The sequence below is a fragment of the [Clostridium] citroniae WAL-17108 genome (assembly GCF_000233455.1).
GTDB lineage: Bacteria > Bacillota > Clostridia > Lachnospirales > Lachnospiraceae > Enterocloster > Enterocloster citroniae.
In genome coordinates this window covers 36,445-49,302 of sequence record NZ_JH376420.1, presented here as the reverse complement: position 1 = coordinate 49,302, position 12,858 = coordinate 36,445, and the positions used below count along the sequence as shown (strand labels likewise).

Sequence of the window (12,858 nt, the reverse complement as noted above, 5' to 3'; positions counted from 1 at the left end):
TACTTATTGATTATGGAGGATTGCAATGGCAAAGGAACAGTATAATGCGGACAGTATTACAGTGCTGGAAGGGTTGGAAGCAGTGCGTAAGCGTCCGGGTATGTATATAGGAGGCGTTGGATCAAAGGGATTAAACCACCTGATCTATGAGATTGTGGACAATGCGGTGGACGAGCATCTGGCCGGATACTGTGACAGCGCTTGGGTGACCCTGGAAGCGGACGGTTCCTGCACGGTGCGGGATAATGGACGCGGTATACCGGTGGGGATGCACAAGAAGGGGGTATCGGCAGCCAGGATCGTTCTTTCCACCTTACATGCAGGCGGTAAATTTGATAATGACGCGTATAAGACCAGCGGAGGACTTCACGGAGTGGGTTCCTCCGTAGTTAATGCCCTGTCGGAACACATGGATGTAAAGGTGTACCGGGACGGTTTCATTCACCATGACGAATATGAGAAAGGAAAGCCCGTGGTCAAGCTTGAGAACGGGCTGCTTCCCATTGTGGGAAAGACCAGGGAGACCGGAACCAGAATCAATTTCCTTCCGGACAGCGAGATTTTTGAGAAGACCAGATTTAAGGCCGAATGGCTTAAAAGCCGTCTTCATGAGACTGCCTATCTGAATCCGCAGATGACCATCTACTATGAGAATAAGCGGGCGGGGGAAGATGAGAAGGTCACTTACCATGAGCCGGAAGGCATTGTGGCCTATGTTAAGGAACTGAATACGGGCAAGACCGCGGTTCACGATCCTATCTATTTTAAGGGTACTGTGGACAAGATCGAGGTAGAGGCCGCCATTCAGTTTGTGGATACCTTTGAGGAGAACATCCTGGGCTTTTGCAACAATATATTTACCCAGGAGGGCGGCACCCATCTGGCCGGATTCAAGACCAAGTTTACGGCGCTGATCAACAGCTACGCAAGGGAGCTTGGGATTTTAAAAGAAAAGGATACCAACTTTACGGGAGCGGACACCCGCAACGGCATGACGGCGGTGATCGCTATCAAGCACCCGGACCCTATCTTTGAGGGACAGACTAAGACAAAGATGGCCAGTGCGGACGCCACCAAGGCTGTGTTTACTGTGGCCGGAGACGAGCTGCAGCTGTATTTCGACCGCAATGTGGAAGTGCTAAAGGGTGTGATCGCCTGTGCCGAGAAGTCGGCCAAGATACGGCGCGCTGAGGAAAAGGCCAAGACCAACATGCTGACCAAATCCAGATTTTCCTTTGACAGCAATGGAAAGCTGGCCAACTGTGAGAGCAGGGAAGCGGAAAAATGCGAGATCTTTATCGTAGAGGGAGATTCCGCCGGAGGCTCCGCCAAGACGGCCAGAAACCGCAAATATCAGGCAATCCTTCCGATCCGGGGAAAAATCCTCAATGTGGAGAAGGCATCCATGGACAAGGTTCTTGCTAACGCCGAGATCAAGACCATGATCAATACCTTTGGCTGTGGGTTCTCGGAAGGCTATGGCAATGATTTTGATATTACCAAGCTGCGCTATGATAAGATCATACTGATGACGGATGCCGATGTGGACGGAAGCCATATCGATACGCTTCTTCTCACATTTTTATACAGGTTTATGCCTGAGCTGATCTATGACGGACATGTGTATATTGCAATGCCGCCCCTGTTTAAGGTGATCCCGAAGCGGGGCGAGGAGCAGTATCTGTATGATGAAAAGGAGCTGGAGCGCTACCGCAGGACCCATACCGGGGATTTTACCCTTCAGCGATATAAGGGACTTGGTGAAATGGACGCCGAACAGCTGTGGGAGACTACTCTGGATCCGGAGCGCCGGGTGCTTAAGCGGGTGGAGATCGAGGATGCCAGAATGGCTTCCGAGATAACAGAGATGCTTATGGGAAGCGAAGTGGCGCCGCGCCGCGAGTTTATCTATGAACATGCGGATGAAGCGGAGATTGACGCATAGGTGTATAACGAGGAGAAGATAATAACATGGCTGAAAAGATATTAAGGACAGAATACAGCGAGGAAATGCAGAGAAGCTACATGAATTACTCCATGAGCGTCATCACTGCAAGAGCCATTCCCGATGCCAGGGATGGATTAAAGCCGGTGCAGCGCCGGGTCCTCTATGATATGAGTGAGCTGCGTCTGGATCACGATAAGCCCCACAGGAAATCGGCGCGTATCGTGGGCGATACCATGGGTAAATACCATCCCCATGGAGACAGCTCCATTTATGAGACACTGGTTGTCATGAGCCAGGATTTCAAAAAAGGCATGGCACTGGTGGACGGACACGGAAACTTTGGCTCCATTGAGGGAGACGGGGCGGCCGCCATGAGGTATACCGAGGCGCGTTTGGAGAAATTTGCCCAGGAAGTGTATCTGAAGGATCTGGACAAGACCGTCAACTTTGTGCCTAACTATGATGAGACGGAAAAAGAACCCGAGGTTCTTCCGGTCCGTGTGCCCAACCTTCTGATCAACGGGGCGGAAGGCATTGCAGTCGGCATGAGTACCAGCATCCCGCCCCACAACCTGGGCGAGGTGGTGGATGCGGTCAGGGCTTATATTGATGATCCTGAGATCTCCACAGGACAGCTGATGGAATATATGCCTGGACCGGATTTCCCTACCGGTGGGATCATTGCCAACAAAAGTGAACTTCCGGGCATCTATGAAAACGGAGTGGGCAAGATCAAGCTGCGGGGCAGATTTGAGGTGGAACTGGGCAAACGCAAGGCGGATAAGGATAAGCTTGTGATCACAGAGATCCCCTATACCATGATCGGAGCCGGCATCAACAAGATGCTGGTGGATATTGCGGACCTGGTGGAGAGCAAGAAACTGACCGATGTGGTGGACATTTCCAACCAGTCCAATAAAGACGGGATCCGCATTGTGCTGGAACTGCGCAAGGACGCTGACATTGACAAGATAAAGAACATTCTGTATAAGAAGACCAAGCTGGAAGACACCTTTGGGGTCAATATGCTGGCAATTGCGGGCGGACGCCCGGAGACGTTGAACCTGAAGGGAATTTTGCGCAATTTCCTGAATTTCCAGTATGAAAATACAGAGCGCAAATACAATGTGCTGCTTCAGAAGGAACTGGATAAAAAAGAGGTGCAGGAAGGCCTGATCACGGCCTGTGACTGTATCGACCTGATCATCGCGGTTCTCAGGGGGTCCAAGAACCTGAAGGATGCCAAGGCTTGTCTGATGTCCGGAGATGTGTCAAAGATCCAGTTTAAGGTGCCGGGATTTGAGGAGGATGCAAAGCAGCTGCATTTTACAGAGCGTCAGGCCTCGGCTATTCTGGAAATGCGCCTGTATAAGCTGATCGGACTGGAGATCCTGGCTCTGGAAAAGGAGCATAAGGAAACCCTGCGGAAGATTGCCGAGTATAAAAAGATCCTGGGAAGCAGGGATGAGATGAACCGCGTGATCAAGGATGACCTGGCGGCTATCAGGAAGGAGTTTTCCGTTCCAAGGCGCACTCTGATTGAGGACGGGCCGGAGGCCTTTTATGACGAGACCGCGGTTGCGGTCCAGGAGGTGGTCTTTGTCCTGGACCGGTTCGGATACTGCAAGCTTCTTGACAAGTCCACCTATGAGAGGAACCAGGAGACTGTGGATACGGAACAGGTGCATGTGGTAAGGTGCCTGAACACGGATAAGATCTGTCTGTTTGCCTCCAGCGGCAACCTGTACCAGATCAAGGCCGCGGATGTGCCGGCAGGAAAACTGCGTGACAAAGGAACGCCCATTGAGAACTTAAGCAAATACGATGGGACAAAGGATTCCATCATATACCTGACCAGCGCCCAGGACCTGAAGGGCCGCACCCTTGTGTTTGCCACAAAGATGGCCATGGTAAAACAGGTGCCTGCGGAAGAATTTGAGACCAACAACCGTATGGTGGCGGCCACGAAGCTCCAGGAAGGTGACGGGGTGGTGACGATTGTTCCTGTAGAGGGGCAGAGCGAGGTGGTGCTGCAGACCACCGGCGGCGTGTTCCTGCGGTTCCCACTGGAGGAAATATCCGTGCTGAAAAAGGCGTCCAGAGGCGTCCGGGGAATCAAACTGGCCAAGAATGAGGAACTGGAGAACTTATATCTGATCGGAGAAGACCCGGTGATCGAGTATAAGGGCAAGGAAGTCCATATGAACCGTCTGAAGATTGCCAAGAGGGACGGCAAGGGCAGCAAGGTCCGCCTGTAAAAAAGCGGTGCCGGGGTTTGGCGCCGGGATATCGCACACAAAATCCAAGGCGTGTCCGCGTGTAAAATACAAATGTGCGTAAAAGACGAATTTCCTGTTGCATTTTTCTATGATTTGGTATAGGATAGGGAAAGATTCCCCGATCAAGGAAATTCCCCCACACACGGAAGTTCCATCACTGGCGGAAGAAAAAAGGACAATGAGGAGAATGAAGGGACTATGGAAAAGAAATTAAGAGTCGGCATATTAGGTGCAACTGGAATGGTTGGACAGCGGTTTATCTCCCTGCTGGAACATCATCCCTGGTATGAAGTGGTGACAGTAGCAGCCAGCCCGCGTTCAGCAGGCAGGACCTATGAGGAGGCGGTGGGAGGGCGCTGGAAGATGAATACCCCCATGCCGGACGCCGTTAAGGGCTTAATTGTCATGAACGTAAACGAGGTTGAGAAGGTAGCGGCAGGCGTGGACTTTGTGTTCAGTGCAGTGGACATGACAAAGGATGAGATCAAGGCCATAGAGGAAGCATATGCAAAAACCGAGACGCCGGTCGTGTCCAATAACAGCGCCCACCGCTGGACGCCGGATGTGCCCATGGTGGTGCCGGAGATCAACCCGGAGCATTTTGAGGTCATTCCTTTCCAGAAAAAGCGCCTTGGCACAGAGCGCGGCTTTATTGCAGTAAAACCCAACTGCTCCATTCAAAGCTATGCCCCTGCATTGACTGCGTGGAAAGAATTTGAGCCCTATGAGGTGGTGGCCACCACATATCAGGCCATTTCCGGTGCGGGCAAGACATTTAAGGACTGGCCGGAGATGGAGGGCAACATTATTCCTTATATCGGCGGCGAGGAAGAAAAGAGCGAACAGGAGCCGCTGCGCCTGTGGGGCAGGATTGAAGACGGCGTGATCGTGAAGGCGGAGGACCCTGTGATCACCTGCCAGTGTATCCGTGTTCCCGTACTCAACGGACATACGGCCGCGGCATTTGTAAAGTTCAGGAAGAAAGTGACAAAGGAACAGCTCATTGAAAAGCTGGTGAATTTTAAAGGCCTTCCCCAGGAACTGGAGCTTCCCAGCGCACCCAAACAGTTCATCCAATATTTGGAAGAGGATAACCGCCCTCAGGTTACGGCTGACGTGGATTTCGAGAATGGCATGGGCATTTCCATTGGCCGCTTAAGAGAAGATAAAGTGTATGATTATAAGTTCGTGGGCCTGTCACACAATACGGTCCGCGGGGCGGCAGGCGGAGCTGTCCTGTGTGCGGAGCTGCTTACGGCAAAGGGATACATTCAGGCTAAATAGAGGCGGTTTTTTTGCAGAGCACCAATCAGGATCCGGTGCAGGATCCAATACAGGATCCGATGCAGGTTCATTTACATCAGGAAACAGGAGAAGGAGAGGCATATGGCAATCGCAAAGGAATTATTCGGGACAATGCCGGACGGCACAGAGGTCTATAAGTATACACTGGTCAACAGAAACAAGGTGTCAGCTTCCTTTATCACCCTGGGCGGCGTATGGGTATCCATGATGGTGCCTGACAGAAAGGGACAGATGGGGGATGTGGTGCTTGGATATGACGATCTGGACAGCTACAGAAAGAATCCGCCCCATTTCGGAGCACCGGTGGGACGCAACGCCAACCGGATCGGAGGGGCTGTGCTCACCATTGCGGGAAAGGAATACCCCCTGGCCGCTAATGACGGCCCTAATAACCTTCACAGCGGTCCAAACCTGTATCATGACAGGGTCTGGTCCTGTCAGGCATCTGACACAGAGCAGGGAAGCAGACTGGATTTTTACCTGGAAAGCCCGGATGGGGACCAGGGATATCCTGGCAATGCCAAGATAACGGTAAGCTATACCCTTACAGATGACAACAGCCTGATTCTGGATTATCACATGGTGTGTGATGCGGATACGGTGGCTAACTTTACCAATCACAGCTATTTTAACCTGGCGGGCCATGACAGCGGGGATGTGCTGAAGCAGGAGGTCCGGATCGATGCGTCCTGTTATACGCCTGCCGACCAGGTATCCATTCCCACCGGGGAGATTGTTCCGGTAGCCGGAACACCCATGGACTTTACGGAAATGAAGCCCATTGGCCGTGACATCGAAGCGCCGTTTGAAGCATTGATATTTGGCAAAGGATATGACCACAACTGGGTACTGGATCACAAGGCCGGAGAACTGGCCCTGGCAGCCAGGGCAATGGACCCGTTAAGCGGCCGTGTGATGGAATGTTACACAGATCTTCCGGGCATGCAGTTCTACACTGCCAATTTCCTGACGGATGAGCTGACTGGAAAGGGCGGTGCCCATTATGACCGCCGCCATGCATTCTGTTTTGAGACACAATACTATCCGGATGCGGTACACAAAGGGAATTTTCCTTCCCCCATGATAAAGGCGGGGCAGGAGTATAAGACAACCACGGTCTATAAGTTCCTGGTTGAGTAACATGATCGGTAAAAGGCGCTGAATAAACTGGTTCAGCGCCTTTTTGTACGTCATTCATTGCCACAAAACGGATTTAATGGTATACTATAAAAATACGTGCCTGGAAAACGGCTCAAAACCATGGCCTGCCAGGCCGCGTACAGGAGAGAAAAGTAAAAGAGGGATTGGATGTCAAAGTCATTATACATAGCGGAAAAGCCCAGCGTGGCAGTACAGTTTGCGGAGGCCCTAAAGATTAGGGGCAGACGCGGGGACGGGTACATTGAGTCGGAGGATGCGGTGGTCACATGGTGTGTGGGCCATCTGGTGACCATGAGTTATCCGGAAGCTTATGACATGAAGTATAAACGCTGGAGTTTTCAGACACTGCCGTTCCTTCCAAAGGAATTTAAGTATGAAGTCATTGAGAATGTAAAAAAACAGTTTGAGATTGTCAAAGGCCTTTTGAACCGGGCGGATGTGGATACCATCTATGTGTGCACGGACTCGGGGCGTGAAGGTGAGTATATATACCGTTTGGTGGCCCAGATGGCCGGTGTGACAGGGAAGAAGCAAAAGCGCGTCTGGATCGATTCACAGACAGAGGAGGAGATCTTAAGGGGGATCAGAGAGGCAAAGGACGAATCAGAGTATGATAACCTGTCAGCCTCCGCCTACCTGAGGGCAAAGGAAGATTACCTTATGGGGATCAATTTTTCCAGGGCCCTGACCCTGAAGTACGGGCCGTCCCTGTCCAACTACCTGGGTACCAAATTTACAGTGCTGTCCGTGGGCCGTGTCATGACCTGTGTGCTGGGAATGGTGGTGCGCAGGGAGAGGGAGATACGAAGTTTTATAAAGACACCTTTTTACAGGGTGATCGGCAGTTTTGAGTCCCCTGGAAAGGACGGGGAGCCTGTGCCTTTTGAGGCGGAGTGGAAGGCTGTGGAGGGCTCCAGGTATTTTGGAACTCCCCATCTTTATAAGGAAAATGGTTTTAAAGACAGGGACCATGCCGAGGAATTGATCGCCATGCTGCGGGAACAGCCGCCCATGGAAGCGGTGGTGGTGTCAAAGGAGAAAAAGAAAGAGACAAAGAACCCGCCTCTTCTCTACAACCTGGCGGAGCTGCAGAATGACTGCTCCAAGATGTTTAAGATCAGCCCGGATGAGACCTTGAAGGTGGTCCAGGAACTCTATGAGAAAAAGATGGTCACATATCCCAGAACGGATGCCAGGGTACTGTCCACCGCAGTTGCCAAGGAGATCTATAAGAATATCGGGGGACTAAAAAATTATGCGCCCATGTCAGAGTTTGCCGGCGAGATACTGGAAAAGGGAGCTTATAAGGGCATTGCAAAGACGCGGTATGTCAATGACAAGCAGATAACAGACCATTATGCCATTGTGCCCACAGGACAGGGAGCCGGGAACACCAGGGGGCTTTCGCCTCTTTCAGAAAAGGTGTACCAGGTGATATGCAGAAGGTTTTTAAGTATTTTCTATCCGGCGGCCGTTTATCAGAAGTACAGCCTGGAGCTGGAGCGGATGAAGGAACACTTTTTTGCCAATTTTAAAGTCATGTCCGACCCGGGATATCTGAAGGTGGCGGATGTGAATCTGGCCCGTAAGAACGGCGTTGAGGAAACCTTTGAGGATAATCAGGGCCAGGGCGGAAAGACTAAGGATGAAACCCAGAATGGGGAGGGTGATGAGGCCCAGAATGCCCTTTCTCCAAAAGTTGACAGGACAGTATTGCTTCAAATGCTTGCAGAATTGAAAAAAAATGATATACTTACTTTGGTGGATCTGAACATAAAAGAAGGGGAGACATCCCCGCCAAAGCGGTATACCTCCGGTTCCATGATCCTGGCCATGGAAAATGCGGGCCAGCTCATAGAGGATGAGGAGCTGCGTGCCCAGATCAAGGGAAGCGGTATAGGTACCAGTGCGACCAGGGCAGAGATACTGAAAAAGTTGTTCCATATCAAGTACCTCAGCCTGAATAAGAAGACACAGGTCATTACCCCGGACCTTCTGGGGGAGATGGTATATGATGTGGTGGACAATTCCATAAGACAGCTCTTAAACCCGGATCTGACCGCCAGCTGGGAAAAAGGGCTTACCTATGTATCAGAGGGCTCCATAACCTCAGAGGAATATATGGAGAAGCTGGAGCGTTTTGTAGCAGGCAGGACAGTTAATGTGATCCGGATGAATAACCAGCATGATCTTCGCAGGGTATTTGATTCGGCTGCCGCGTTCTATAAAAAGACAGAATCTAATAAAAAGGAGACTAAACTATGAAACTGGAACAGATGACGATCAAGGAACTTTTAGACACAAGCCATACAATTGCAGAGAAGCTGTTTGACGGACAGGTTTATCCGTGGGAAGTGCTTCCTAACATCGGAGCATTTATTGAGGAATTAGGCCCCATCCTTCCTGAAAATGAATACAGAAAGGTAGGCAAGAATATCTGGATCCATAAGACTGCCAAGATTGCGCCAACCATTGCAATGGGCGGACCTATGATCGTTTGCGCTAAGGCAGAGATCCGTCAGAGCGCGTTCTTAAGGGGACGTGTGATCATCGGCGAGGGCGCTGTGATCGGAAACTCCTGTGAACTGAAGAACTCCATTATCTTTGACGGCGCCCAGGTTCCGCACTTTAACTATGTGGGCGATACTATCATGGGCTTTAAGGCACACATGGGCGCAGGCGCGGTGACCTCCAATGTGAAATCAGACAGATCCCTGGTTAAGGTTCATGCTGAGGATGGGGATGTGACCACCGGATTTAAGAAGTTCGGCGCTATTCTGGGTGATCATGTGGAAATCGGATGCAACAGTGTCCTTAATCCGGGAACCGTGATCGGAAGAAACAGCAATGTATATCCTTTATCCAGCGTAAGGGGCTGTGTACCGGCTGATTCCATTTACAAGAATCAGGATAATATTGTTATCAAGGAAGTAAGAGAGCAGGAAGCGGAGCCGGAGGCAGCAGAGCTGGGAAAAGGCGGACTTAAGGTAGTTAAGTAAGCCGGGAAACGAATGAAAATAAAAGCGGGAAAACGGAGTGTACACAGTGTCTGCACAAATCCGTTTTCCCGCTTTTTCTATAAGGCAATTTAACAGGGCAATTTTACTTTGTTCCAAAGATGCGGTCCCCTGCATCACCCAGACCTGGACAGATATAGGCATTCTCATTCAGGCAGCGGTCCAGATGGCCCACATAGATCTGGATATCGGGATGGGCTGCACGGAGACGCTCCAGGCCTTCAGGCGCAGCAATGATGGCCATAAACTTGATCTTTTTCCCGCCGTGCTCCTTGATGAAATCAACGGCAGCCACGCCGGAACCTCCGGTAGCCAGCATGGGATCAGTGACAATGATGGTGCGCTCCTCAATGGGGTTGGGAAGCTTGCAGTAATACTCATGAGGCTCATGGGTGACTTCATCGCGGTACAGTCCGATATGGCCTACCTTTGCGCTGGGAACCAGTGCAAGGATGCCGTTCACCATGCCCAGCCCTGCACGGAGGATCGGAACCACAGCCAGCTTGCGTCCGGCTATCATAGGTGTCATGCATGTCTCAATGGGAGTCTCAACCTCCACGTCCTCCACAGGAAGATCGCGGAGCGCCTCATAGCCCATAAGCATTGCGATCTCTTCAATCAGGGCGCGGAATTCGTTGGTCCCTGTGGATTTGTTGCGCAATATGGAAATCTTGTGCTGGATCAAAGGGTGGTCAAAAATCATTATGTTATCCATAGTTGTTGCTGCTCCTTTATCTATTAGAATTAATGATAATTAGTAACAGTTCAGGACGGCAGGAAAATGGGTGCAAAAGCGGGCGTTAAGCTTGCTTATAAGTCCGTTTTTGCACCCATTTTCACATTGGATAAATATCCGATGCTTATTGACCGGCTTTTCCGGTCAATAAGATGGGCCGTCCTGAAACGTCACGATAATTATATATCAAATAGCTTATGATATCAACCGTTATATGACATTCCGCCCGTCATTATTTGGTAGATGGGTCAAATGATACGATGACATAGTCGCCTAATGCATGGGGAACAGGCATGGAAAAGAAGATGGTTCCCTGTTTTTCGTAGCTGAAGGACTCCGGCCAGGCGGTGCCTGATGAAAGGGGGAAATCCGCGCCGTCAAACACTGCGGTCAGGGTGTCGATATCCAGAGAGCTTCTGTATTCCAGGACAGCTGCCTCTACATCAGCGGAAATACCGGAGAATTTCACATCATCACTGAGTACATAGCCGGCCATGGTATAGGCATCTGTAAAATCCTCAAATCCCAGATCCTGGACCTGGGGAAGGTTAACGGTATTGGAATAGAACAGATTGACCGGGTGGGCGGCGCCGTCTCCCATAAGGCTTCCCGTGTAGGTGGCGGTGATCCTCTTGCGGTCCACGGATATGATTTTGCACTTAATGGAAAGGGTATCCTTGGACTCATCAATTTCATTGGCCTTGATCACAGAGAGGGCATTTGACTTTAGCAGCTCATTGACCTTGGCCTGCTTGTCCGCGTCATCCATCTTGTTCACGGCCGGATATTGGATGGAAACCTTACCGGATGTGTATGTCTCTATCTCTGCTGTGACACTGGATGTATTGCCGTTTTCCGTGGGAGCGGCAGTCTCTGTTTCAGCTTCTGTGGTGGGGGGAAGAGTCTCCTTTGGACTTTCAGTGGCAGCTTCCGTGTGTATGGTGGAAAGGTCTGCCTTTTCCGGCGCCTGGCTTAGGATCAGGCCAATGGCCACACCGCCTATCACCACCGCTGCACTGATCGCGCCTATTAGAATTTTCTTATTTGTATCCATCATAATTCCTCCTTTGTATTCCTGTGGACTCTCGTAGTCCCCTGATACTCGGATTTGCGGGATGATTCCGAGAGTACACTCCTGGCTTGTGCCAGGATTGTGTTAATTATAAATGATATTCATGGACGCAGTTTGAAGAAAAGCTTACAAATTATTAAAGCCGTTCCCTGTCTAAAAGCCGGGCGGATACATGCACATTAAAAAACTGTACAATAGGCCCCAGACCAAATGCCGACAGTAGAGTGCCCAGACCAATGATCCCGCCCGCCAGATAGCATATGAGGGCGCAGAAGGCATCCGTGCTGATGCGGTAACGGAAGTACGGCACATGGGGTTTTTTGCGGACCAGGATCAGCGAAATACTGTCATAGGGAGCCACGCCTACATTGGGATACTGGTACAGGGATACGCCCAGGCTGGTAATGACAACGCCGAAAAGCACGGTGATGACGCGCTGGATCATCTGCTGGGGCGTTCCCATGACCCGCAGCAGTGTGTTATAAAAAAAGGTTACGATGTACCCCAGAAGAAAAGCATTGACAAGGGTTCCCACACCGATGAGCTTCCGGCCGGCAGCGGCCTCATAAATAAAAAGGGCGGCATTGACCATGAGAAGAAAGGTGGCATATGTGATATGGGTCAGATCAGACAGGGCCATCACCATACCGCTGAAGGGATCGTTGCCCAATCCGGACAGCTTAAATATACTGATTCCCAGACCGAGGAATATGTTTCCTGTGGTCATAATGACAAAACGCCGCATTCCTATTTTCCTGAAATAATTGATGAGCATATGGGCTGCCTTCCTGTGATTGTTTTGGAATATCCCCAACATTATAGTATACGGAGCACATAAAAGCAAGTCCATGATACTGACTCTTGACACGAAACTTAAATGAAAAACTAAATTCCAGTTGTAGACTATTCTAGTAAATTTGCGGAATTAACTTCCACTTTGTACCTTAACAAATTTATACATTTGCCTTATAATGAACCTATAAGCACCCAGTTTTGATGTTTTTTTGCATGCTAACGGGGCATCTGAAAATAGTGTGCGAGACTAAATTCCACATGCCTTTGTGCAAGACTAAATTCTGGTGCAGTGAAATCTGCCTGTGCTTAAACTATTTATTTTAACAAGTTTGGACTAAGCATTACGTCATCAGGTGCGATTGCCTTTAATCCGATTGCTTTGTGAAGCTTATTGTCCAAGAGTAAAAGNGAGAGTTCATATGGGCTATGCCCATTAAGACTGTCTCTTCTTTTTTCGTATTTATGTGATTCATCATAAGTTTAATTTATTATCATCTAAATCAGCGAATGAACTGTCCTTTTGGACGGATGTAACGTATATATTC

General features: G+C 50.1%; 9 protein-coding genes. 6 read left to right on the top strand and 3 right to left on the bottom strand.

Translation table 11 applies throughout. The features are described from left to right. Nucleotides 1-25 precede the first annotated feature (25 nt). The 6 genes from HMPREF9469_RS00225 to HMPREF9469_RS00200 all read left to right on the top strand — a co-directional run bounded on the left by HMPREF9469_RS00225 (nucleotide 26) and on the right by HMPREF9469_RS00200 (nucleotide 9,692). A complete protein-coding gene (locus HMPREF9469_RS00225) occupies nucleotides 26-1,945 on the top strand; it encodes a DNA gyrase/topoisomerase IV subunit B (protein ID WP_007857925.1) in 1,920 nt (639 codons plus the stop codon). Nucleotides 1,946-1,971: 26 nt separating this feature from the next. Beyond that, nucleotides 1,972-4,206 (top strand): DNA gyrase/topoisomerase IV subunit A, encoded by a 2,235-nt coding sequence (locus HMPREF9469_RS00220; protein ID WP_007857923.1) that lies wholly within the window; start codon nucleotides 1,972-1,974, stop codon nucleotides 4,204-4,206. A 219-nt stretch (nucleotides 4,207-4,425) separates the two neighbouring features. Next, complete coding sequence (gene asd / locus HMPREF9469_RS00215) at nucleotides 4,426-5,511, top strand: aspartate-semialdehyde dehydrogenase (RefSeq protein ID WP_007857921.1); 1,086 nt, start codon at nucleotides 4,426-4,428, stop codon at nucleotides 5,509-5,511. A 102-nt stretch (nucleotides 5,512-5,613) separates the two neighbouring features. Next, nucleotides 5,614-6,672 carry an aldose epimerase family protein gene (locus tag HMPREF9469_RS00210; protein ID WP_007857919.1) on the top strand — a complete coding sequence of 353 codons (1,059 nt, stop codon included), beginning with the start codon at nucleotides 5,614-5,616 and terminating at the stop codon, nucleotides 6,670-6,672. A 168-nt stretch (nucleotides 6,673-6,840) separates the two neighbouring features. After that, nucleotides 6,841-8,958 (top strand): DNA topoisomerase, encoded by a 2,118-nt coding sequence (locus HMPREF9469_RS00205; RefSeq protein WP_007857917.1) that lies wholly within the window; start codon nucleotides 6,841-6,843, stop codon nucleotides 8,956-8,958. Next, complete coding sequence (locus HMPREF9469_RS00200) at nucleotides 8,955-9,692, top strand: LbetaH domain-containing protein (protein WP_007857908.1); 738 nt, start codon at nucleotides 8,955-8,957, stop codon at nucleotides 9,690-9,692. The genes HMPREF9469_RS00205 and HMPREF9469_RS00200 overlap by 4 nt, the downstream gene beginning before the upstream one ends. A 103-nt stretch (nucleotides 9,693-9,795) precedes the next feature. On the opposite strand, the gene upp is transcribed toward HMPREF9469_RS00200, so the two are convergent. The 3 genes from upp to HMPREF9469_RS00185 all read right to left on the bottom strand — a co-directional run bounded on the left by upp (nucleotide 9,796) and on the right by HMPREF9469_RS00185 (nucleotide 12,293). Next, on the bottom strand, nucleotides 9,796-10,425 hold the full coding sequence (gene upp / locus HMPREF9469_RS00195) for a uracil phosphoribosyltransferase (protein ID WP_007857906.1): 630 nt from the start codon (nucleotides 10,423-10,425) through the stop codon (nucleotides 9,796-9,798). Between the two features lie 253 nt (nucleotides 10,426-10,678). Further along, nucleotides 10,679-11,500 (bottom strand): hypothetical protein, encoded by an 822-nt coding sequence (locus HMPREF9469_RS00190; protein WP_007857902.1) that lies wholly within the window; start codon nucleotides 11,498-11,500, stop codon nucleotides 10,679-10,681. 154 nt (nucleotides 11,501-11,654) lie between these two features. Then, complete coding sequence (locus HMPREF9469_RS00185; protein ID WP_007857900.1) at nucleotides 11,655-12,293, bottom strand: YczE/YyaS/YitT family protein; 639 nt, start codon at nucleotides 12,291-12,293, stop codon at nucleotides 11,655-11,657. Between the last annotated feature and the right edge of the window lie 565 nt (nucleotides 12,294-12,858).